This window comes from Anabaena sp. EIM26, from assembly GCF_057568715.1.
In genome coordinates this window covers 78,355-102,313 of the sequence record NZ_JBWNLG010000003.1, presented here as the reverse complement: position 1 = coordinate 102,313, position 23,959 = coordinate 78,355, and the positions used below count along the sequence as shown (strand labels likewise).

General features: G+C 38.8%; 16 protein-coding genes and 4 pseudogenes. 7 read left to right on the top strand and 13 right to left on the bottom strand.

The features are described 5' to 3' along the window. Positions 1 to 117 precede the first annotated feature (117 nt). Positions 118 to 357 carry a hypothetical protein gene (locus AC012T_RS27530; protein ID WP_487067182.1) on the bottom strand — a complete coding sequence of 80 codons (240 nt, stop codon included), beginning with the start codon at positions 355 to 357 and terminating at the stop codon, positions 118 to 120. A 228-nt stretch (positions 358 to 585) separates the two neighbouring features. Here AC012T_RS27530 and AC012T_RS27525 point away from each other — a divergent pair, with 228 nt between their 5' ends. After that, on the top strand, positions 586 to 720 hold the full coding sequence (locus tag AC012T_RS27525; RefSeq protein WP_137666069.1) for a hypothetical protein: 135 nt from the start codon (positions 586 to 588) through the stop codon (positions 718 to 720). Positions 721 to 780: 60 nt separating this feature from the next. Here the strand turns inward: AC012T_RS27525 and AC012T_RS27520 are convergent, their stop codons facing one another. After that, a complete protein-coding gene (locus tag AC012T_RS27520; protein WP_487067180.1) occupies positions 781 to 1,329 on the bottom strand; it encodes a cyclic nucleotide-binding domain-containing protein in 549 nt (182 codons plus the stop codon). 417 nt (positions 1,330 to 1,746) lie between these two features. Between AC012T_RS27520 and AC012T_RS27515 the strand changes: the two genes are divergently transcribed. Continuing rightward, positions 1,747 to 4,773 carry an nSTAND1 domain-containing NTPase gene (locus AC012T_RS27515; RefSeq protein WP_487067178.1) on the top strand — a complete coding sequence of 1,009 codons (3,027 nt, stop codon included), beginning with the start codon at positions 1,747 to 1,749 and terminating at the stop codon, positions 4,771 to 4,773. A 42-nt stretch (positions 4,774 to 4,815) separates the two neighbouring features. Further along, positions 4,816 to 6,516 (top strand): hypothetical protein, encoded by a 1,701-nt coding sequence (locus tag AC012T_RS27510; protein WP_487067176.1) that lies wholly within the window; start codon positions 4,816 to 4,818, stop codon positions 6,514 to 6,516. A 43-nt stretch (positions 6,517 to 6,559) separates the two neighbouring features. Here AC012T_RS27510 and AC012T_RS27505 read toward each other — a convergent pair whose 3' ends face one another. The 3 genes from AC012T_RS27505 to AC012T_RS27495 are packed head-to-tail and all read right to left on the bottom strand — an operon-like array spanning position 6,560 to position 10,438. Continuing rightward, positions 6,560 to 7,054 carry a hypothetical protein gene (locus tag AC012T_RS27505; protein WP_487067174.1) on the bottom strand — a complete coding sequence of 165 codons (495 nt, stop codon included), beginning with the start codon at positions 7,052 to 7,054 and terminating at the stop codon, positions 6,560 to 6,562. Positions 7,055 to 7,059: 5 nt separating this feature from the next. Beyond that, positions 7,060 to 8,238 (bottom strand): hypothetical protein, encoded by a 1,179-nt coding sequence (locus AC012T_RS27500; protein ID WP_487067172.1) that lies wholly within the window; start codon positions 8,236 to 8,238, stop codon positions 7,060 to 7,062. A gap of 22 nt (positions 8,239 to 8,260) precedes the next feature. Next, positions 8,261 to 10,438, bottom strand: coding sequence for a CHAT domain-containing protein (locus AC012T_RS27495; RefSeq protein WP_487067170.1), 2,178 nt, complete (start codon positions 10,436 to 10,438; stop codon positions 8,261 to 8,263). A gap of 46 nt (positions 10,439 to 10,484) precedes the next feature. On the opposite strand from AC012T_RS27495, the gene AC012T_RS27490 reads away from it, so the two are divergent. From AC012T_RS27490 to AC012T_RS27480, 3 genes are all read left to right on the top strand, one after another. Further along, the gene (locus AC012T_RS27490) at positions 10,485 to 16,148 is read left to right on the top strand and encodes an nSTAND1 domain-containing NTPase (protein WP_487067431.1); all 5,664 of its coding nucleotides are present in this window, start codon (positions 10,485 to 10,487) and stop codon (positions 16,146 to 16,148) included. A 273-nt stretch (positions 16,149 to 16,421) separates the two neighbouring features. Continuing rightward, positions 16,422 to 17,390 (top strand): IS4 family transposase, encoded by a 969-nt coding sequence (locus AC012T_RS27485; protein WP_487067429.1) that lies wholly within the window; start codon positions 16,422 to 16,424, stop codon positions 17,388 to 17,390. A gap of 233 nt (positions 17,391 to 17,623) precedes the next feature. Further along, entirely contained in the window at positions 17,624 to 17,869 is a 246-nt protein-coding gene (locus tag AC012T_RS27480; RefSeq protein WP_487067427.1) for a hypothetical protein, read from the top strand. A gap of 28 nt (positions 17,870 to 17,897) precedes the next feature. Here AC012T_RS27480 and AC012T_RS27475 read toward each other — a convergent pair whose 3' ends face one another. The 4 genes and pseudogenes from AC012T_RS27475 to AC012T_RS27460 all read right to left on the bottom strand — a co-directional run. Then, positions 17,898 to 18,659, bottom strand: a complete 762-nt coding sequence (locus AC012T_RS27475; RefSeq protein WP_487067425.1) for an HIRAN domain-containing protein — start codon at positions 18,657 to 18,659, stop codon at positions 17,898 to 17,900. Then, positions 18,656 to 18,892: a hypothetical protein gene (locus AC012T_RS27470; protein ID WP_487067423.1), complete on the bottom strand. Its 237-nt coding sequence runs from the start codon at positions 18,890 to 18,892 to the stop codon at positions 18,656 to 18,658. The genes AC012T_RS27475 and AC012T_RS27470 overlap by 4 nt, the downstream gene beginning before the upstream one ends. 184 nt (positions 18,893 to 19,076) lie before the next feature. Continuing rightward, positions 19,077 to 19,382, bottom strand: a pseudogene (locus AC012T_RS27465) (DUF4277 domain-containing protein); the annotation flags it as partial. A gap of 224 nt (positions 19,383 to 19,606) precedes the next feature. Further along, a pseudogene (locus AC012T_RS27460) lies at positions 19,607 to 20,167 on the bottom strand (IS1634 family transposase); the annotation flags it as partial. 59 nt (positions 20,168 to 20,226) lie between these two features. On the opposite strand from AC012T_RS27460, the gene tnpC reads away from it, so the two are divergent. Beyond that, on the top strand, positions 20,227 to 21,699 hold the full coding sequence (gene tnpC / locus AC012T_RS27455; protein ID WP_487067421.1) for an IS66 family transposase: 1,473 nt from the start codon (positions 20,227 to 20,229) through the stop codon (positions 21,697 to 21,699). Here the strand turns inward: tnpC and AC012T_RS27450 are convergent. The 4 genes and pseudogenes from AC012T_RS27450 to AC012T_RS27435 form a co-directional block, all read right to left on the bottom strand. After that, a pseudogene (locus tag AC012T_RS27450) lies at positions 21,699 to 22,769 on the bottom strand (IS1634 family transposase); the annotation flags it as partial. The gene tnpC and the pseudogene AC012T_RS27450 overlap by 1 nt on opposite strands. 200 nt (positions 22,770 to 22,969) lie before the next feature. Further along, positions 22,970 to 23,098: pseudogene (locus AC012T_RS27445) on the bottom strand (DUF4277 domain-containing protein); the annotation flags it as partial. A gap of 104 nt (positions 23,099 to 23,202) precedes the next feature. Continuing rightward, complete coding sequence (locus tag AC012T_RS27440) at positions 23,203 to 23,478, bottom strand: hypothetical protein (RefSeq protein WP_487067419.1); 276 nt, start codon at positions 23,476 to 23,478, stop codon at positions 23,203 to 23,205. Positions 23,479 to 23,490: 12 nt separating this feature from the next. Beyond that, positions 23,491 to 23,931 carry a hypothetical protein gene (locus tag AC012T_RS27435; RefSeq protein WP_487067417.1) on the bottom strand — a complete coding sequence of 147 codons (441 nt, stop codon included), beginning with the start codon at positions 23,929 to 23,931 and terminating at the stop codon, positions 23,491 to 23,493. Positions 23,932 to 23,959: the final 28 nt, after the last annotated feature.

The following is a 23,959-nucleotide window of genomic DNA, read 5'->3' as shown; positions in this document are numbered from 1 at the left end:
ATCTGCATCAAAAATAGTTAAACTAGGAAGAAATCCATAAAATTATTTTGACAGAAGGGTTTAACCTCCTCCTGTCAAAATAATTCTTAATTAGTTGGCAACACTGGTTATTTCTTGTTATTTAATCAGGATTTGTCTGATCAAAATACTCATGAACTCCCCAACATTACCAGTGGGTATAGGTTCACTCCAATCTCCAACATCTGCATAACCAATTACCTGTAAATGATGAATTGTACTGGTAACAGTTCTCTTTGAACCAATTAATAAATGCTTTAATGGTTCTCTGTTACTGGGTTGTTCTTTGACTACTGTGGTGTCATTAGCACTGGCGAGAAAATTTTGGATTTGTGTCATGATTGATTTACCTGTAAGGGTTAAGGCGATTTACCTACCTGTCAAGATTCACAAAGTGCAGCGTAGGTGTCGCCTTATTTTTATTTTATATGTAGATGTGTAAGTGTGTATATGGTGTTGCCCATAAATTTGTAAAGTGTGGAGGTATTGATGTGTGTATAGCCAGTGGTAAGACCAAGAAAAGCTGAGAAAGACAAATATGGTGAACCAAAGCAGAGGTATCAGATCATGCTAACTGAGACTGCTTCCACAGAACTTGATAGGGTATCCGAGAAATTAGGCATTACTAGAAGTGAGTTAGTTGAACAGGTAATTAGACAGGGTTTATTGGAATTAGTAAAAATAGATATAACAGAGGATTAATAGACTGTGAACAATTATTGTTAGCATTTGTTAGTAAAATACTAGCTAGTTACTAACCTCCTACTGCCGAACTGGATAATACAACCCATCTTCTGCCTGAAATTTCCAGCCCAACCCACTAGGATCTCGATTCCTAGACCAGCTGATAAATTCCTGTTCAGTTTTGGTCTCCCGTTCATTAATTAAACTCTGCGGTGTCATCCCCAATCTCTGTGCTAAATTTTCATTGGGGAAGGAGTTGATTTCTACAGCTTGTTGATACTGGTATGGATACGCTGAACTCCGAGGTCTAGAGTTACTGTATCTACCAGAAGCTATAGCCCGTTCAATCTTTTCTAAGTGCTTGGCAATAGTTTCTAGTTTAGTGGACAGCTGTTCGTCTTGCTGGCAAAGGTGTGTTTCCAGTTGCCCCAATTTCTCCTCCACCTCCTGTAACTCGGTGGTTGCTTCCAGTTTAGCACTGCTATCAAACTGCGAAATCAATTCCTGTAACCCTTGCAGTAACGCCGTTGTGTGACCATCACGGTGAATTTTTGAGAGTTTTTGTACTATAGGAATTAGTACATTAGGCACGCGGATCATTTGGCTGGGTGGGGTCTTGTTATTCATGGTGATATCAGTTGTGATATCAAGAATTTTATAATGAAAGTTTCTTTGCTGTGTCGGTTCGCAGACAAAGTGAAAATGTCGCAGACTAAATGAAAATTTGTTGCAGACAAAGTGAAAATGGGAGCTTGTAAAGTTCACTCAATTTTATATAAAGCAAGGAAGACTTTGGCAATCGGGGTAAGAAGGATTACCAGTATTGGATCAAAGAAAGTCATTGGGAAATTCCCTTCAATGAAAATGAACACCATGATCTGGTGGGAATCATAAATCGAACGAGACTATATCTATTTACTGGAGATTGACCCCAACGTCCAGTTCTACAAAGGCCAGCCCTTCAATTGTGGGTTCAGAAGATGTTGAGAATTTTTGAAATTAGCTATAAAACAATTGTATGGACTAAAAATAAGTCTCAAACTAATGAATCGAGATGCACTGGTAGTAGGAATTAATCAGTATCCTTTCTTAAAAGATACTCCAACAAGCAAAGCGAAACATCTTTTTACCCCTGCTAACGATGCCGAAGCGATCGCGCAACGTTTAGAAGAATATGGTGATTTTCGCGTGCGGCGACTGCCAGAAACGATTCAGGGTGAACAGCGTCGAGTCACATCTGATGGTTTGGTCAAATCTGAGACTTTAGAAGATGCGATCGTTCAGTTATTCAACCCAGTGGGCGAAAATATTCCAGAAACAGCGCTGTTATATTTTATTGGTCATGGTTTACGCAAAAATCGCGGCGGGATAACTGAAGGTTTTTTGGCTGCCAGCGATGTCGATCCGCGAAAAAATCAGTGGGGTGTTTCTTTGCGATGGTTGCGAGAACTGTTGCAAAAAAGTCCAGTCAAGCAGCAAATAGTTTGGCTAGATTGCTGTTACAGTGGTGAACTCTTCAATTTTGCCCAAGCAGATTTAGGGACATCACTACAAGAACAAACGCGGTTTTTTATTGCTGCATCGAGAGAATTTGAACTAGCTGAGGAAGATATTGATGGTAAGCATGGGGTATTTTCCAAAGCACTTTGGCAAGGATTAGATCCCAGACAACAGCCAGATGGTTTAGTTAACAATGACAAATTGATTGAGTATATTGCTCAAACCCTGAAAGATATTCCCCAACAGCCGATATGGTATAACCCCAATCAAGAAATTATTCTCACTGGTGAACAGGAAGATGTTCTGATCGATATCCCAGATGGAGTTTGTCCTTACAAAGGGTTACGCTTTTTTGAAGTTGCAGATGCTGATTATTTTTATGGGCGAGAACTATTAACCCAAAAGCTAATTCAAAGTATTCAAGTGGGGAAGGGAAATTTTTTAGCCGTATTGGGGGTATCGGGGAGTGGTAAATCTTCTCTGTTGCGGGCGGGGTTGATTTACCAATTACAGCAACAGCGGCGATTACCGGGAACAGAGGAATGGAAAATTCGGATTTTTACTCCCGGAGAACAACCTTTGATAAGTTTAGCGACGGCTTTTTTGGATGAGTCAGTCACAGATATCCAGCGTGCAGAACAGTTGAAAATAGCCGAAGATGCAATAAATGAAGGAGCAACAGGACTAGCAAGATTAATTAAAGCATCGCGATCGCCCCGCACTCTATTAATTGTCGATCAGTTTGAAGAGATTTTTACAGTGTGTCAAAATCCCAGCGATCGCCAGCAGTTTATCGCTAGTTTATTAGGGGCGCTGGAACATACAGCAGATAAATTCTGCCTCATATTTGCCATGCGTGATGATTTTTTAGGTAAGTGTGCGGCATATCATGAACTGGCTGATTTAATAGAAAGCAATTTAGTCATGGTAACTCCTATGTCTGTGGAAGAGTTACAGCGAGCAATTCGCGAACCAGCCGCAAAATTAGGGCGGAAGATTGAAGAGAATTTAATCAATGCTATTCTCCAAGATTTAGGAATTGCAGTAGAACAACCTACCCAAGAAGCCGAACCGGGAATGCTGCCTTTGTTGTCTTATACTTTAGAGCAGCTTTGGCAACGGCAAACATTAAATTGGTTGAAGCTAGACAGTTATCACCAATTAGGTGGGGTGCGAAAAACCCTAGAGAATTTGGCAGAACAAACTTACAAAAAATTTTCAGTTGAAGAACAAAAAATAGCAGACCTGATTTTTATTAATTTGACTCAGTTAGGGGAAGGGACACCAGATACGCGCAAGCAAGTTCCGCAGCGAGATTTAGTTTTTTTGAATAAATCGGCACAGTTGGTAGAGCAAGTAATTCAAAAACTGGCAGAGGAAAAGTTAATCGTCACGAGCGAACAACGCAGAGGTAAAGAGAAGGTGGCGGTAGTAGATGTGGCTCATGAAGCTTTGATTCGCCATTGGTCAAGGTTGCAAGAGTTGCTGGATAATAATCGAGAGGCGATTAGAACTGAGCGCAGAATTACGGCGGCGGCTGAGGAATGGCGAGATAAAGGGAAGGTTAATGGATATCTGCTTGTAGGGTTGAGGCTAGAGGAAGCTGAGGAGTTTTTGCAAGAGCAAGTTGATATTATACCGCTGTCAGGTTTGAGTTGTGAGTTAATAGAGGCTAGTCAGAAAGAGCGCGATCGCCTTAAAAAAGAAGAGAAAGAACGTATACAGCGAGAGTTAGAACAAGCAAGAAAAGCACGAAAATCTGCTCAGGTTACTATATTTACTGTAGTTGCTGCACTAATTGGTATCCTAATTTCTGGAACATTTGCTTGGCAGGAGCAGCAGCAGTCTTTAAAAACTATTGAAAAGGTTTCAATTAATAGTGATATAACTGCACCAGAGATTCTAATATACTTACCTAAAGTTCTTTTAATTGCAGACAATCGCCAGAATGAAAACATGGTAAATGGAATCCGAAATAAAGAAAAAATATTTGAATCAATCGCCTTATATCGGAAAGTTTTAACAGAAATTAATAAGCTACAAAGGCAGATTATAGAAACTCCGAAAATGTTTATAAATATTCAAAAAGATAAACTAAAAATTATAGAAATTAAAGCGAATGCCGAAAAATCTCTAATAAAAATACTTCATGAAGAACGATTACCCCATATTGAAGCTGACTTCAAAAAATATGGAGTAGGAAAACTCAAAAATAACTCTGAAGTAAGAGATTATGAAAACCAATATACAGAGGGTGCTCTGAGAACAACATATAAAATCATAGTACGTGAAACTGGAGCAGATTTAAATAATACTGGTTTAATAGAAAATCAAGAAGAAGCAGAGTTAATGCCTTGCGAAACTCTCAGAGAAATTGAAGCTTTATGGCGTAAATTAACAAACAATAAGTGTGGTTGGTATGGAGCAGAAAATAAATATGAAGAACCTGCCTGTGATGAACTTCAAAAAAATACTCTAACTTTTTTATTATTTGATTCTCCTGCTGAGATTGCAATTAGTCGTCTTGATGATTGTAAAATAGCTTCAAACCCAACACGTAACAACCCTTAGATTTGTAAAATTGCCTGAGACTTAAATTGGTAAGACAATGCAATGAAGAAAACATATCAACCCTATTGCCTCAACCGTACTGTTACAATAATACTTACTCCATTATGGATTCTGGTAATGGTTATTCAAAGTGGTGATGCCAGAATTCCTGATGCTGCCCTTATTACTAAAGTTGAGGGTAGAACTAATTCTCGAAGAGAATCTTTGCGTTTCAGGCGTGAAAATGAGCGTACACAACCTGTTGTAGCTGGAACAACGCGGCTGGAAAAGTATAGAGATGCACTGATAGTACCATCTGGCGAGCGCTTTGCTACGTTAAGTTTTATGTTTAGTAATAAACAGAAGGTTTTGGAACATGGAGGATTGATAGCAAGAACTGTCCCACAGCCTACTGTGGCTGAATATAAATTGCCATGTAGAGCTATGGGCGGTACTATTACTTTTGGTTGGCGGAAAGCAGATGACCGTTCCAGAGCCTGTGAGCATGGTGTACGAGTTGCAATAAGTAAAAATGCGAAAACCCTATTGCCTTCTTTAAACTTTTTTAGTTCTGTTAAATCATTAAACTTAGCTCAATCTTATCCTGAGTCAGTTTTATATTGTGGTGCTAGATCAAGATATAGTTCGCTGCTAACAGAATCAGGTGTTTTAGATGATAGCTGTCAGGAAGTTGTACAAAAGTGTGCAATATCAAGCCTTGGTGACGACTGCTTTCTTGTAAGTATGGGTGAGTGGAATATTGACGAGCCAGATTTAAATCTGTCTTTCGTCTGTACTCAAGGGCCTTTCAATCGCCAGACTAATGGCTCACTTATGGATACGTTATTGTCTGAGTTGACACAACAGGTTATATCTAAAAACTTAACTGGCTGTGCAGTAAATGTTTACACACCCCTAGAAGAAATCATAATACCAGGTAATGAACAAACCCTGATCCGAACAACTGATTCTGGTAGTGGCGTTATTGTCGATGTTTTACTTGGATCTGTCATTATTAGATCGATCAATGGGTTTCTGGGAATACCCATAAAAGCTGGACAAAGATATTCTTTCCCTAACAATACAACTACTTCCATAGACTCTAGGCAGATTGCGCGATCACAAGATGTTCAAAACTTCTTAGACCCCAAACAAACAATTTCTCCTAACCTTCCTCCGAAAGTTGCTGAAGATATGGCTGCCCAAATAGCTGACCACCGAATTGCCTTGGGTTTGCAACCAATAGCTCCACTATCAAGCTACTATCTACGAGTAATCAGTGGCAGTGGGTCAATTACCAGCAGCAACACTCCTGCCGTTTCTCTAGGAACCAGTGTCAATCGAGTTGTTGGAGGTTATAACCCATCTACTCGTGAACTCATACTAGATATTGCAGGTAGACAGGTAGGGATAGCTTTGGATGCTCTTTTGAATGAAAAAGTACCTATTAAATTCAAAGTCATTGGAGTAAAACCAAGAATAAGACAAGAACCAACTGTCTCACAATTTCCAAAGCTAGTACAAAACATTTTAGAAATATTAGAAGTTAAAGGCGAAGGAACATTAAGAAAGCAAGGCAATCAAATTCGAGGCAATTTTACTGTTCGAGGAAACTCCTTAGCAGGCCAATTTCTTATCAAAGACAACGATTCAGACTTTGAGGAGTCCTCTCCATCTAGGAAAGGGACAGGATTAGCAAGCGGTCAGTTTGTTCTTAATGTACAAATTGGTACTTCCGCTAATATACCTGTGAAACGTTTCTAACGTTCCTTGATAGAATTGGAAAAGATAATTAAAATATACAAACTTACTCTTTCTTCTCATCTCCCATTGGTAAATTACTGAAACTACGACTGGCTACATCTGTACTTAATCCCCAAAGTACCAATCCCAAGTAATCAGAAAAAGGGTCAGCGCCAAAAGTTGCACCCTTTTCTACATACAAAGCGCGAATTCCTACTACTGATAAGCCAAACAACAAAGCGAAAGATAAAAGTGGTCGGACAATCCAGAAAGTTGCTTCTGCTTGTAATTCACTGGATACTCCAGATAGAAAAATGAGCGATCGCCTCAACTGCACTACCCACATTGGCAAAACTGGTACTTTCCCAGCCTCAAATTGGATAGCACGGTTTACCGCAGCTACAGCTTCTCCAGCTTCTTGAGATGTTGCTGTCATCGTAGTATTAGGCTCATTGTCTGCACCCATCATTGTGTTACCCAACTTGATCGTTTCTGACTGTATTTCTTGTAGTAGAGTTTTAGCTTGCTCCAGTCTTTGCCCTTGTTCATCCGGCCACAATGCAATTAGCGATCGCGCTGCACCAATTTTTTGCAGTATCCCCTTCTCCCCCCAACCTTGGGATGCTCTTTTTTCTCTGTCAACTTTTGCTCCATTGTGCGTAAACTTCTCAAGCAGTTAAGACGGCCAGCGATCGCACCTAACTCTGCCTTAACCGTTTCCAAATCCATCTGATAAACTAACTTGCGGACTTGTTGCACCATTGGAGTGAGAATTTTCTCGTCTTCTGGGTCAGTTTCAGCAATCTCTCGTTGCAACTCATTCAATTTACCCAAAGCATCAGATTGGGGAATCCCCTTGGACTGCATATACTTCAGCAATCTGCCTAAAGCAATACCCACCAGTAAAACTAACAGTGGTAGAAAAGGCCCCGTACGCATACTTAAATCAATGGGAATTAACAGCCGTTCTTCCCTCCCCTCCAGAGTCAGATAAACTGCTCCTGTATAATGGTCAGGAGGAATATGCGATCGCTTCCAACTCAAAGGCAAACTGACAATCTTATTGGCAGCTAAGACTTGCGGGTTAGGTGCTACTACTTCTTTAGTAATTTGGTAGCCAGTTTTTTTACCCTCTAAAACTACCTCAGCACTACTAAGAGATACAGGTGCTAGCACTGGATTATCCAAAAGGAGTTGCCGTTGCTCCTGAAAAGCACTAGCTGGAAGTAAAAGATGAGCTAAACCACAATCGATACTGCACTGAACTAACTGAAGTTGTAGTTGTTTAGCACCTCCTAATGGCTCTACAGCTGGTTTAGCTTTTGCTATTACAGTTAAGGGAATGACCAATGCTTGCGATCGCTTTTGACCTGGTAACAGTAATTCAATCTCACCCTCATAGGTTCCAGGCAGTTGAACGCCATTCACCTTGACCTGAAAATCCTTTGGCACCTCAGCAGAAAGTAGAGACTTACTCGTCAACTCAACTTTTTCCCGACTAATTATTTCATCTCCTTCCTTACGTTTCAAATCCGAAGCTAGAAACGTAAAATTTGGGATATCACCATCAGCAGCAGTTAATCGCAGATTTCCAATGAAGTTATTTTCATTACCCAACCAAGCCGTTATTTTTAAAGGTTTATCCTTAGCATCTACTTGAATTCCTACCTTAGTCTGAGCTAAAGCCGAGGTAGGAAAAACCAGCAACATCAACAGAGTAGTAGCAGTAATCCAGCGTTTCATTATCAGTATTAAAATAAATCTATTAATGGGCAACAGCACAAGCTAAAGCAATTTCGTGAGGTGCATACAGAGAATATACTAAACCCAAGGGATTTAAATTATTCCGTAGTATTTCCCTCCGTACTGTTAGCATAGCTTGTCCCAAAGGTTCTCCCTGAAATAATTTTGTCAATAAGGCAAAGGCATAAGGTTCAGCAAACATTTCTGGAACTGGACACTCAGTACCAATCACACCACTAGCACCAGCTGCTCGAAAATCATTGATTAAGCTAATATAACTTTCTGGGTTGTAATCCCCTGTCGCGCAACCATTGAGTAATACTAATGGGTGATGAGGCCAATTTAGCTCGCAAGCATCCAGAAAGAGACTATCAATTTCTTGATTACTGAGTTTAAGATAAGGTCTGTTACTAGATTCATCTACCCCACCATGACAGTAAAAGTAAACCAAATCTAGTTTAGGACTATGTTCTGCCCAAATATACTCAAGCACAGAAGTTTCTTCAGCTATGAGAATTTCCACTTTACCAATCTGTTGAATTTTATCTAAATGGTCTTGCCATAAACTAAAATCACGCCACACATTAAAATTAATAGATAAAGTTTCCTCATTGGAAATTTGCCGTACTAATGTTAGAAATTGTGGTAGTTCATTAGTTGTCCAGGCAGGTAATTGCTCGATAGCATAACGATAACCCCAAAAAGCATGAGGGCAAACAATCTTAGTATCACTTTTTAAAGGACACCCAGTACAATCTAGATCATGCTCTAGAAAATGGTTGCAGATACCACGAACACTGCTAATAGTGGTAAGCTTGCGTTCATATAGCAATGCCCAAGGAATTGTTAAATTTCCTGAAACTGGATTAACTTGGATCACTGTACCAGGTTGCAAAACTGCTCGTAACTTTTCTCCCTGATCTTCTCCTAAAGTCTGACTTTTATTTTCCGGCAGTATGGCACGATAAAGGTTGCGTCCAGCACCTGCTAGTTTAGGCAACCAGGTATTTAGTAGTTCTATATCTCCCTGACTTTTCCACATATACCCCTCATCACTAGAGGCAAGTAACTTTAGTTGTAGACGAACTGCGGCGATCGCTTCCCCTAGTGCAGCAGGTTGTAAGATGGTATCATAGAAAGCAATCTCTTTATTGCCCTGAGTGCGATCGAGAAAGCGGAAATCAACACTACCATCACGCTGATCCCTTTCTACATTTACAGTTAGAACTCTTTCTGGTAATAATGCTAATTGCTGATTTGTGAGTAAGTTAGTAGTCGTAAAATTAATGTGAGCAGTTTGAGGTGGACGCAGAGATTCTGGAATTTCTGACCCAGCAGCAGCGATAATTAGGACTGTGATTTGCTTAGATTGGAGGAGATAGCCGCGATAGCACAACTCCACTTGGATATAACCGCGACCTTCAAGTAAATTAGGTTTGACAGTAAATTTGATGCTATTGGAAGCACCAATACGGGGTAAAGTTAACTGTTTTACGGGAGTATCTATACTGAAATCCTGTTCTTTAGCAGTCACAACTACATCAAGAGATAATGTTTCTTGGTCATGCCAAACTTGAGCTAAAACATCGTCAGGGAAAAGGGTTGAATCTGTATCTATGCCTTTTTTTTCTGGACTGATATCAACTAATAAAGTATAAACCTGTCCGTGAATCAGAGGTTCAATTGGTGGAATGATCGTGCGGTTACTAGGATTACCAAAGTAAGTATTAAAATAACGGTAATTTTGTATATAGTCAGAAAGAGGCTCTAAAACTGAACTTACTTGCTTAACTGTTTGGTCTTGGTTTTTAGTAGTCAGGATAGCACTAGTAAACTCAATAACCTGATTAGTTTGGCTATAAGTTATATTCTTGGGCTGACCATTAAAGGTTACAACTTCTCTGGTCTCTGCTTGAGAAAATTCTGCAACTAAATCATCAGAGCTAGGTAATAACTCTAGTGGTAACACACCTTCTAGGGCATCTAGTTTAGCTTTGTTAGATAGATAAAGATGATGCAACGTAGTATTTGCCTCAATCATCGTCATTAGTTCTTCTTCAGTAGAATCCCAGTAATCGGGGATAGCCAATTGTGCCCCTATACCTTGTAAAAGTTCCTGTTCGTCTCTGTTCAAAGGAACTTTCAGTTCTTTCAGAGCAAGCAACAGAGCTAGTAAAGTTTTAGTAATGGAAGAATTCATTCAGCTAGATATTTTGTATTATTGTATTAATATAGACATATTTTTTATGAAAAGAGAAGCACTGGTGGTAGGTATTAACCAATACCCATTTTTAAAGGATACGCCTAAAAGTAGAGCTAAACACCTGAAAACACCTGCTGCTGATGCAGAAGCAATAGGACAACTTCTAGAGCAATATGGAGAATTTCAGGTACAGAGACTACCTGTAATTAATCAAGCTGACAAGCTGCAAGTTAATCCGCAGGATCTCGTCAAATTAGAAGAATTGAAGCAGGCAATCACTGAATTATTTCACCCGCAAAGCCCTCATATACCCGATACAGCAGTGCTGTTTTTCGCAGGGCATGGTCTGCGGAGAAGTGGCGATGGAGTCACAGAGGGTTTTTTGGCAACAAGCGATACTCTTCCTAGTAGGGATAGGTGGGGTTTATCTCTTCAATGGTTGCGCCAAATATTACATAATAGTCCAGTACGGCAACAAATTGTTTGGCTCGATTGCTGTCACAGTGGTGAATTGCTGAATTTTGCTAAAACGGATTTAGGGGAGTATGAGAAGGGACGGAATAGATGTTTTATTGTTGCCTCAAGGGATTTCCAAGTTGCTTACCAACAAGCAGAAGGAGAGCATGGGGTTCTCAGTGGTGCTTTGCTGCAAGGACTTGACCCTACACTACAACCAGATAAATGGGTAACTAACTATACTCTAGTTGATTTTGTTAAACAGGCTTTAAAAGATGCCCCTCAGCATCCGGTTTGCACGAATTCAGGCGGTCAAATTATCCTGACGGGCGAACAGTCAATTAGTTCTAGTACTTGTCCTTACAAAGGATTAGCTTACTTTGACTTTAACGACGAAGATCCACAATATTTTTATGGTCGTACAGTTCTGACAAACCAGCTCTTAGAGCAAGTGCTGGAGAGTAATTTCCTGGCTGTGTTGGGCGCATCAGGAAGTGGGAAGTCTTCAGTTGTTAGAGCCGGACTACTGCATCAGCTAAAGCTAGGTGAAAAAATACCCGGTAGCGATCGCTGGAAAATCTATCCAGCGTTTACCCCAGGAGAACATCCACTCAAGAGCTTAGAGGAAGTAATTGCGGTAAAAGCTGATCAATTAGAGCCTATCATCAAGGCCGCAGCTGCTGAACGCGTGGTGCTGGTGGTAGATCAGTTTGAGGAAGTGTTTACCGAGTGTCGGGGCAGTAAAGATAAAGAGGATGAACGGCAGAGGTTTTTTGAATACCTGATGAGTGCGGTTAAGAACCTGGGCAATAAACTCTGCCTGGTGGTGGTGATGCGATCAGATTTTTTTGGCAAATGTACTGAACAAGAATATGCAGGATTAGTTCAACAGATCGAGCAGAATTTAGTAACAGTAATGCCAATGAGTAAGGGGGAGTTAAGGGAGGTGATTCTTAAACCTGCTGAAAAAGTGGGTCTGGAAGTTGAGCGTGAGTTAGTCGCTCAAATGGTAGATGATGTTGCAGGTTCTTCTGGCGATTTGCCCTTGTTACAGTACACGCTAACGGAACTATGGCAACACAAAACCCTGAATCGACTAGTGTTGTCAGAATATACCCGCTTGGGTGGGGTGAAGAAAGCACTGGAAAAGCACGCTAATCAGGTTTATCACTCCCTCAAAACTGATGAAGAAAAACTAGCAGTCAAGCGAATATTTCTATCTCTAACCTACCTTGGAGAAGGGGTTGAAGATACTCGTAAGCAAGTTCGTCAACATGACTTGGTAACTTCCCAACAATCCCAAGAGTTAGTAGACCAGGTGGTTAAGCATCTGGCAACAGCTAAGTTAGTCGTTACAACAGAGCAAGAAGTTAACGGAGAAAAAGTTGCAGTTGTTAACATTACCCACGAAGCTCTAATCCGAAATTGGGATTTGTTTAGTTTGTGGTTGAAAGAAAACCGAGAAGCTATGGTAACACAGCAACCAATTCAGGAAGCTGCTAAGGCATGGCGAGATAATAAAAAGCGTGGGGAATCTGCTTATTTACTGCAAGGTGCAAGATTAGTAGCAGCGAATAATTATATCAAGCAATACAGCAATAGTTTTCCTTTGTCGCTACTGGCTCAGGAATTTTTCCAGAAAAGTCTTAAACATAGACGAAATAACCGAATTCGTTTGCTTAGTACTATTACTGGAGTAATTGTGTCTTTATTAGGAGTAACTAGCTGGGCTTTGGTAGAAAGTGAAAAGTTTCAGTTAAGATCTGATATCACATCTTCAGAAATACTTTTGAACTCAGGGAAGGAGCTGGATGCACTAATGCAATCTATCAAAACAGGAAGGCGGCTTAAGCAACCTATTGGAGCAATTGTAACCAATTCTGAAATCCGAAATGAGGTTGCAATAACTCTTCTGAAAGCTATTACTGAAGTTAGAGAACAAAACCGTTTGCAAGGACATCGCGATCACGTAACTAGCGTCAACTTTAGCCCCAATGGAAAGGTAATTATAACAGCAAGTAAGGATGGAACAATAAAACTATGGAACTCTGAAGGAAAACTTGTTAAAAATTTAGAAAATTCTAATCTGTCTGTCCATAGCGTAGCCTTTAGTCCAGATAGCCAACTTATTGCTTCATCTCATACGGGAGATGTTGTGAAACTTTGGACATACGATGGAATTTTAATCAATACCATTGTTGATGAAGATATCCAGAATAGGCTGACCCAAAATGCGTTGTTTAGCCAAGTAAGCTTTAGTCCAAATGGACAAACTATTATACATGGGAAAAGTGACGGAAAAGTAGTTTTCTTGAGCCGAAGTGGTATTCGACTAAAGACGTTACGTGCACATACAAGTGCCATCAACGATATAAAATTTAGTCCGGATGGACAGATAATTGCTACGGCAAGTACAGACCGAACAGTTAAACTTTGGAGTCGTGATGGCAAGCTAATTAAGATAGTAGCATTTAGCGAATCTATTCCTGATATATCCGTCAATGGTGTTAATAGTGTCAGTTTTAGCCCAGATAGCCAGATAATGGTTGCCGCTGTAGGAAGAGCAGTAACCCTGTGGCAACGTGATGGAAAATTTATAAAAACCTTTATCCCTCCAAGCTTTAGCAAAAGTAATGGAGAAGTTCCTGCTAAAGGTGGCTACTTTGTGAGCGATGCAAAATTTAGTCCAGATGGAAAAACTATTGCTACTGCTAGTTGGGATGGTGAAATCAATCTCTGGAGTCGAAATGGTATCTGGATTAGAAACCTTAAAGGACACAGTTTTACTGTTAGCCAGGTCAGCTTCAGTCCTGATGGGAAAACATTAGCTTCTGCTAGTGCTGACACAACAGTGAAACTTTGGAATCTGGGCGAGCGAGGATTTACAACTCTCAAAGGACATACAAGTTCAGTTATTAGCGTAACATTTAGTCCAGATAGAAAGATGATTGCATCGCTTGGTACTGATAAGATTGTGAGACTTTGGAGTTCCGAGGGAAGACCACTCAAAGTTCTATCAATTCCTCAAAAGCCTACAGAGATAGTAGGAATAGGAGGATCTGTAAGGTTTAGCCCAGATGGTCAGACTCTTGCGGCTAGTATGGACAAAACAATAAGGCTTTGGAATCGTAGTGGAAAGTTTCTCAAGACTCTGGAATCTCAACCCACTCAATTTATATCTAATAACAAGATACCTGAGTCCTATAGTGTGAAATTTAATCGAGATGGAACTCTGATTGCCTCGGGAAATGGCTTAGGGCTAGTAGCCCTAAGAAACCAAGATGGTAGAGTTCTTAATTACTTCGCCGTAGGTAATGTTATAGTTAATGACTTAGCTTTTGGTCAAGATGATAAAACTCTAATTACATCTGGATCGCGGTTAGCTCCAGATACTCCGAATACGGTATTTATTGATCCCTATACTCTGAAACCTGCAAACATTGAACGTTTCATTCAAATCCTATCTTTAAATAAACCTTTAATCGAGTGCAATTCAATTTCACAGCAACAGCAGACAGACAAGAATATAAATATTATCTCTGTTTATCCTCTTGAAAAAACATCATCTCAATCGAAATGCTCCATTGCAGTTGCGTCATCGCAAACACATAAAGGTTCAATCTTTGATTTGAGTTTAAGTCCAAATGGTGAGAAAATCGCTTCAGCTAGTTCTGACAAAACTGTAAAAATTTGGAGCAAGAACGGTACGCTTCTTAAAACTCTAACTGACTATAGCGATCCTGTTCTAGGTGTTAGTTTTAGTCCAGATGGGAAAAAAGTTGTTACTGTAAATCCAGATGGAATTAAAATTTGGAATTTGTCAGGGAGATTATTAACTTCATTTGGAGGAAAGGAAAAAATTTCAGGCTTGGGTATTAGGTTAGGGGAAGATAATAAAACGAAAAGTTTGGTAGTTACAAAAATGTTTAAAAATGCACCTGCTTCAAGAGCAGGCGTAAAAAAAGGTGATCTGATTTTAGCAATTGATGGAAAGTCAACTGTAGGAATGAGTTCAGATGAAGGTACTAGTTTTATTCGAGGCGACTCAGGCTCACAAGTTATTTTAAAGGTTTCTCATCAGGGAAAACCTGCTGTTGATATTCCTATAATCCGACAGGAATTTGACAGAGCTATTCCGTACAGAAGTGTAAGTTTTAGCCCAGATTCTCAACTTATTGCTGTAGGTGGTAAAGATATCATTCAGATTTGGACTCCTAATGGAAATCTACTAAAAAGTTTTCAAGGGCATCAAGATTTAGTTACCAGTATAAGTTTTAGCCCAGATGGTCAACTCCTAGCTTCAGCTAGTTTTGATAAAACTGTTAAGCTCTGGAGTCGTGATGGCAAGTTAATCACTACCCTTAAAGGACATAGTAACCAGGTTAACGATGTGGCTTTTAGCCCAGATGGTCAACTCCTCACTTCAGCCAGTTCTGACAAAACCGTTAAACTCTGGAGTCGCGATGGCAAACTCCTTAAAACATTTGATGAAATTTCTTTCTTCCGTCGGTTTGATTTTGTTCCCCCACTGAACGGAGTCAACTTTAGCCCAGATGGTCAAATTATTGCTGCTTCTGGTAGAGATGGAAGTATAAAACTATGGAGCAAAGATGGAACTTTTTTGAAAACTATTCAAGATGGTTCTCTAGAAAATAGAGTAGACACTATAAGTGTAATGGCATATTCATCTGATATGAGTTTTAGTCCTGATGGGACTGTGATAGCTGCTACTGAGCATGACAATACCATAAAGCTTTATACGAAAGATGGTAAACTTCTGGCGAAGCTTCAAGACCATACTGGTCATGTCAACAGTGTAAGCTTCAGTCCCGATGGCCAATTGATTGCTACAGCAAGTACTGACAATACAGTAAAACTTTGGAATATTGATGGTACACTGCTCCAAACCCTTAGAGGACATAATGATGATGTTTATAGTGTAACTTTTAGTCCTAACAGTCAACTAATTGCTACCGCTAGTCGAGACAAAACCATTAAGCTCTGGAGTCGTAATGGTAGAGAAATCAAAACGCTATTGGGACAAGACTTTTTCTTTAATGTTAGTTTCAGTCCTGATGGGAAAAAACTAGCAACAGCTAGTAAGGATCAAACAGTAAAAATATGGACTCTGGATGTAGATATTTTGTTATCACAAGGTTGCTATTTTCTACACGACTACCTGAAGAATAACCCAAACATCAGGGAGAGCGATCGCCGTATATGCGATAGTATAAGCTCTTCTCATTCATAACTGTGGTTGAGAACTTGAGGGGGCGACAAGCAAGGTGAAACCATTATATGGAAAGGGTTTGAGGTGATAAACCCTCTAAAAAAAGTTGGTGCTTATTGACAATGATGTGAGGTTATTAAGCAGCTATCTAGAAGGTGCAGTTTGATGGTAAAAAAGAATGGTCTCGTCAAAATAACAAGACCAAATAAACAAATGTTACCATCATTTTATCAATAAATCCTCGAAAAATACCTGAATAATAGACAGTTAATCACCCTGAAAATGTTGGTGTGGGTGCTTCAAACACAGAAAGAAGTGAGAATAGAAAGATTAGCAGCTAATCTACCGTTACCAATACAAGAAAATAGCCGTCGTCGCCATATACAAAGATTTTTGAACTCTAAACAATTGAGTGTAGTACTGCTATGGTTTCCAATCATTACAGCAATTTTAGCAAGATTATTTAAACCGCTCTCCCAATTGGTAATTGCTATAGACAGAACGCAATGGAAAAACAATAATATTTTGATGGCAAGTGTCATTTATCAAAAAAGAGCGTTACCAATATATTGGTGTCTGCTAGATAAAGAAGGTTGCAGTAACTTCCAAGAACAACAAAAAGTATTACGTCCGGTAATCCGGTTATTGAAAAATTATCAATTAGTCATCATTGGCGATAGAGAATTTCATGGTGGTGAATTAAGGAAATGGTTACAATATCAGGGGTTGAAGTATATCTTCAGACAGAAAAAAGATACGACATTTCGAGAAAAAAGACACTCATTTCAACCTTTAAGTTCAATTCCAAGTTACCCTGGAGGTCGGAGATTTTATGAAAATATTCATCTCACACAGGAGAAAGGTTTTGGCAGTTGTAATTTAGCCGTTTATTGGAAACGAAAATATCGTGGTAAGCCTGAAATTGAACCTTGGTATTTATCAACCAATCTCACTGATATCTCCACGACTATCAAAATATATGGTCAACGTTTTGGGATTGAAGCTATGTTTAAAGACTGTAAAACTGGAGGTTATAATTTAGAAGGTTCTCAAGCTTCTCCCGATAGACTTGTCCGTTTAATTTTATTGATTGCTTTGGCAAGGACTTCTGCATGGTTACAAGGTCAAAAAACTCAATCTCAAAGACAACAATCTTATATTTGTCGGATGAGTGAAAACAAAAGAACCAGAAGAAGACATAGTGCTTTTTGGATAGGGCTATACCCGCATTTCTCACAAACAATGCGATCGCAATCTATCTAACCCTTATAGAGAAACGGTTTCGGGCATTTTTCACGGAGTTGATTTTTGATGCAGTGTGAAAACCCATAATCCATATTTTATAAGGGTTTGAAGATTTTGGTGAGAAAGCAGATACACCAGAAGTTCTCGCGGCTCTTGATGTAATTGAAGAATGTGATGGTAATTTAGAAGATGCAGCAGAAAGTATAGCAATTATAAATGGAATAGAAGTAAACAAAAGTTCTAGAAAAAATTTGTTAGAAATTTCAGCTCAAAAATTACTTAATTTTATCTCTGACGAAGAAATGGAGGAATTATTTACTGGTTTGTCAGCCGCTGGAGTTGCTTCTTTAGCATCTCTGGGTAATATTCCTGCGGCACTAGCAGTTCCAGTTTGTATCTATATTCTTAAAATAGGATTACACACATTTCGCAAGTCTCAAACTGAGCAAGAATATAAGCAACTAGATAAAAATGAAAGTCAAGAAAAATTGTTTTGAATGAGAATTTATCAAATCTATATAAACCCTATATTGCAGTCACAATCTCTGCAATGAGAGGCTGATATTGAGAACTTGAAAAGGGGCAAAAATCATCTGGATTATCAACGCTCATCTTACACAACAAGCGAAATTGCAACGGAGTTGAAGCTTTATTAACACGCTCTACCCGCACATCTAAGTTAGAATTTTGTCGAAGCAACTCAAAAACTTCTGCAAGCAAGTATCGCGGACAATAACCAATAATATAATGGTCTTTGGTATTTAAAATTAAAGCCTGAGAATCGTAGGAATTTTGGAACTCGTGAGCTAACCATAACTTTTCCCCAAATACAAGCTGATTAATCCGCTCAATGGCACTGCTTGGCAAATGTCGCAACCCATGCGAGAAAAAGTAAAGATGGTATTGTCCTTGTTCATCCACTTCTGGACAAGAAAAAACGGCGAGTGTATCTGTTTCTCGTTCGCCACCACTGCGGGCTAAAATTGTAATTGGGTCATTTTCATCATTCGTAATATTGAGCCATTCAATAAAACTTGAATAATCGGGACGCGATCGCGACATTAACCGATTAGCAAATACTGGAAATAACTGAGTTGATGTATAGATTTCATCTAAGCGTGGAAAAGACGACAAAGCTTTAAAAGCAGATTTCTCTTCAGCCTCTTTTACACCTTGGGTATAGACAAATTGATAGATACCTTGGTCAAATGTTAACCGACCAATGGGGAACCAAAAGCGACTAATAGGGTCTTGCCAAGCTAGAAATAATGTTTTCGTTGTCTTCAAGATAGTGTTTCCCTCAAGGTAAGTAGCCTGTGTTTGTTGATTTCCAGAATGGACTGAGCAAAATTACTTGCGTCGGGAGAGATGCGCGAGCGGTTAATGCGATTAAAAATCTCTAAAATATTTGCTTTGGAAATATTTTCAAGTTGCACCAACCACACACAAGCTGCTTCGGGATAGCGATTAGCAACGAGTGAGAACACATCAAAAGTTTTAAGAGTCTTTCTATCCCACATTCCGCAGATGTGACCCAGATAATTGATATTTTTGAAAAACCCCCGACAGAAAAATTTTCTTGACCTCATTTTCTGCTTGAATTTAACTATGAACTATTTCTATTGCTTTCATCTCTGGTTCTATTTCTAATTTATTCTCTCCTGTTTCTTGCTTGGTTTCATCTATTTCTTCGATCTCTTTTTTGTATTCTCCTTCTACACTCATTGAAGTCCCATCTAAATGAATACTATTCATTTCTACTTGGAATTTATGGGCTGCTTTTATCGCTACTGCTGTAAATATTTTTGTTGTTCCTACTTGATGATACTTGTCTAGTTCTCTTCCTAGTTTGTCATCATTTAGATGCTCTGCTAATACTCCTTCTCCTATTAGATGTTCTGTTGCTTTTCCTACAAAATATTCTTCAAATAGATATAATGGGGCGCTTAAAAACCCTAATCCATTCAATATCATTGCTTTCATGACTTGTCCCGGTGTGAGAATTTCTTTTATCCCACATTCCGCACTTCAAAAAGTAGCATAAGTAAACTACATTAAGAGTCAATTAAAACTTATGATTTTTAGAATCAAGTATCAATGAAAAATAAAATTACGAACGCAAGGAATTAAGCTTTTATTGGGTTTAAAAAGCTATTGCAACAACAATATTTAATTTGATGTGTGAATCAATTATCAAAAAATTAACCGATAAAACCGTAAAACCAGAGAAAAAACTAAGATAATAAATAATATTTTTGACAAGCAGTAGGTAGGAATTGCAAGATATGACAATGGGAATCCGTTAAATTAAGAATTCCTTGAACTCCTTGTATCATTAGAAGATGAATACCTTGAAAGCATTGAAATACCCACCTTAATGTGGGAGATTCTGTTGGTTTATTCAGTTGATTTTTAACTGTTGCTTTTTGTGCCTTCAATGACATTCTTAGTTGTCTTTGCCCTAAATTATAAACTAAGAGACATAGTGCCATTAACATCATCATTGTCTCGACTCTTTCGGGATTTTTCACAAACAGACTATCAGCGAAAAACAACGGGTCTTTGATAAATCTAAATCCTCTTTCTGTGGATTGTTGTTCTTTGTATATTTTGAGGATTTCTACTGGTTCTAACTCTTGAGTATCCAAAATATTGGTTGCTAAAATAAATCTGCCACAAGAGTTTTGTTGTTGTGTAATTAAATCCTGATTTTCTCTTAATTTACATCTCACTTTATAGACTACTGTTTTTCCTTTATTTAACGTCTCGGTAATTTCCCAGTCTGACATTTGATGTAAGGATTCAGGTGGTGGGGTATTGACAAGTGTGATATGGGAGGCAGAAGATAGCAATTATGGAAAAAGACCTGCCCCCAAAACTAGACAGTGAGACATTGAGACAGTTGGCAACAGAACAACTGGTAGAGATAATTATTGGGCAGGCAAAAGCGATAGAGCAGTTGAAAGCCAGAGTTATAGAACTAGAACAGGAAATAAAGAAACTCAAGGTCAGTAGAGATTTAGATAGCACAATATCATCAAAACCACCGTCAGGAGACATCCTCAAAAAAACCGAGAACAAACAAGAAGAGAAAGCACAACAGAGGGAGACACCAAAACGGAAACCAGGAGGACAACCAGGGCATCCGGGAAAAACGAGAAAGGGGTTCGGGAGAGTAGATAGGTTTGAGATCCTACGACCACAAGCGTGTGGATGCTGTGGTCAGAGGGAATTGTTTGGTGAACCAATAAAAATCGAAACACAACAAGTAGCACAGTTGGTGGAGAGGCCAATTGAAATAGTAGAATATCGAAGATATAGCTGTATTTGCAGTGAATGTGGGGAAAAACAAACAGCAGACTGGTCTCCAGAGATAGTACCAGGGCAAGATATAGGAATCAGACTGCAAGCTTTTTTAGGATGGCTAAATAATTACGGGCATTTACCATATCAAAAACAACAAGAACTGTTGTGGGAACTGGGTCAAATAGAAATTGGGGTGGGAACATTAGTAGCTACGCATGAACGAATAGATGGTGCAGTGGCTCAAAGTATTGATAGCCTCAAACATTGGATAAAACAAACCCAGCCCAATATCCATGCGGATGAAACACCCTGGGTAGTCAAAGGGGTGAAAGAATGGTTATGGATCTTTGCCAATACTGACTTCGCTCTATTTCATGCAGCTGATACCCGTTCTCGTGCTGAATTAGAATCTATCCTGGGTTCAAGCTATGAGGGTGTACTCAGTTCTGATGATTTTAGTGCCTATAATGGTTATAAGGTCATTGCTCAACAGAAATGTCAAGCACATTTACGCCGTCACTTCAAGAAACTAATCAAGATTCCTGGCTTAAATAACCAAGAAATTGGGACAAAATTCATCGACCTGATAGATGAAGGTTTTAAAAACTACGCTTTATTCCAACAAACCCAAAACCTTGATGAATTCTTGAGTTGGGCATCCGAGTTTAAACCAAAAGTGGAATCTGCTATTCATTCATGGTTTGATAAAGCTGGAGGGGAAGCCGGTAAACTTTTACGCTCCTTGCGGAACAAAGCTCATCAGTGGTGGTATTTTTTAGACCACCCGGACATACCGCCTGATAATAATTTAGCTGAACGAACGTTACGTTTAGCAGTCACAAAACGAAAAGTTAGTGGCGGTTCTCGTTCTATGGAGCGGTTTCAAGATACTGCTAATTTGTTGACGGTTATTCAAACTTGTCGTCGTCAAGGACTTTCTGTGATTGAGTTTTTTGACCAAGCTATTAAAGCAATGGTTAACCCTGTTGTGCCTGCCCCTTCTTTAATTCCTCAAATTTAGACCTGAATCCTTACCATTTGATGATATTTTAATTTGGCTGTTATTTCTGTGATTTTCAATTCAGCTAAAGATTTATCGGCAAATTCCTCCTGTTCTAATTTAGCTACTTGTTTGTTAGCCTTTAAGAACTCTTCTTGGATTTTTTTGGCTAGTTTATTTAAGTCTGCTTTTTTTCTCTCGACACTTTCTACCAATAACCATCTTTGCTCTATTCCTGCATAAGATACTTTTTCTTCAAGATAGCTATATCCTTTGATTTCACTGGCTTTCAGTTCTTTACTTATAAAGGCTTTCACTAAGTTTTTGGCTTTCTTAATGGATAACGGTACTCGACTTATCCATTTCATGTTCAACATTAATTTTAAATTATTTTCGCTATATAATGCACTGTCAGCTACCATGATACTTTCAAAATCTATTTGCTTGGAATATTCTACTAATATGTGAGCGAATACTGCTTTATCTGATTCGTTTCCTGATGCTCCTCTGAAGAATAATGGTATATCTCCATCACTACTTACTATTAAATCTAATATACATTGCTTTAAATCGGGTCTATGGTCACGAGAATATCCTTGTGTGATTATAATCGGATTTTCTCGGTTTATTCCTAGTTCTTGCTCTAGATTATTCAGGCTATTTTTATAATCTCCATGTAAATGTAATGAGGTTGAGTCTAAATGGGAATATCTCGTTCTAATTTCGTATTTCTTTACCACTTCCAAGGCAATTATCAGAAATAATTTTGTTAATCCATATTTATATAGCTTATCCATGACTCTGCCTATTTTATCGTCATTTAAGTCTTCTGCTTTTATTCCTGCTCCTATTAAATTTTCTATGGCTTTATCTTTAAAAAATTCTGGGAATAAATATAATGGTCTTGATACAAATCCTAGTCCATTGAGAATAATTGCTTTGACTATTTCTCCTGTGTTTACTTTTTCTCTACTATCTATTGACAATATCTCATTGATTTTTTCTACTATTCCTATCTCATCTATTATTCCTGCTATTATTCCTAAATGATCTATGTTTTTACTTTCCAACTCTTCTTTTTGGCTATTCATATTATGAAGGCATTTTTATTTAATTCAGCTCCATTTTCTCATTTTTTTTCCTGAATTTATTACCAATGCCTTATGAATTTCAATTTAGTAGCTCAATGGAACTTAATGTCTATATTTTTACTATATTAATTACGTATTTACTACAAAATGTATCCGTTACTTATACTACTTGTATTTGTACTACAAATTGAAGTGCGGAATGTGGGTTTTATTTTTATTCCCACCATTTTATTCACCTCTTCTACCAATTCCATCTCATCTATTATTCCCGCTACTATTCCTAAATGGTCTATATTTAGAGTTTGCATCGCAACTTGAGCCTCTTTCATGGTTTTTAACCTCTCTATTTGACGCTTATTATTTTAACAAATAAAAGCCCGAAATCTTTGCTAGGCAATCTTTTCAGGCTTTTATTTCTCTCAATTTTTAATTCCTAATTTTGCTTTCGTATCTGCGGAATGTGGGTTCTATTATCAACACTGCCATAAAACGCTGAGAAACATTTGTTTGCATAAGCCTCAACTGAGCGTTTCTGTCTTTGAGAGTCAGAGAGGTCGCGTCCTAAACTTGAAGCATGGTCGTAAGTAGGTGCTAGGTGTTCCGTTTCTTCTGAAGTCGATGCTGTTTTCATTCGGACAATCCCCCAGTTTTCGTGATGGCGATCGCCGTTACCAATCCACGCATCTAGCAGAAGATAGCCAACAAACACATCTACTGCTGTTTAGATACCAAAGGGCGGTGTCCAATCAATGGGTAAATTTACAGATTCGCCTGCGATCGCCCTCAGCACTACATCTATTGTATGTTGAGAAACGCCGTAAGTCTCAAATGCCGGGTAGTTCGGCACAATTGAGGAAAGAAGCTCGTTACCATGAACAAGCGTCCCCCCTTGTGTTAAAAAGTTGGGTGAGACTACACCGCGATCGCCTTCCCAAGTTGAAGCCAATTCATAAACAGCATGGGGAAGTCCCAATAGTTCGCATAATTCTGATGCGACTTTTTCTGCCCAGTCTTCCCCCAGGTTTTCTCGGCTTTGCTTATAAAGACAACAACCAAGTTCTTCGTGGTAAAACCAAAACTTATATTTGCTACCTAAAGTTTCATTTGAGGACGCTTCATAAGCTTTTTGTGTAACAAGTAAAATTGGAAATTCCCAGGTCATAAATTGAAGATATCGCAGGCTACCATCT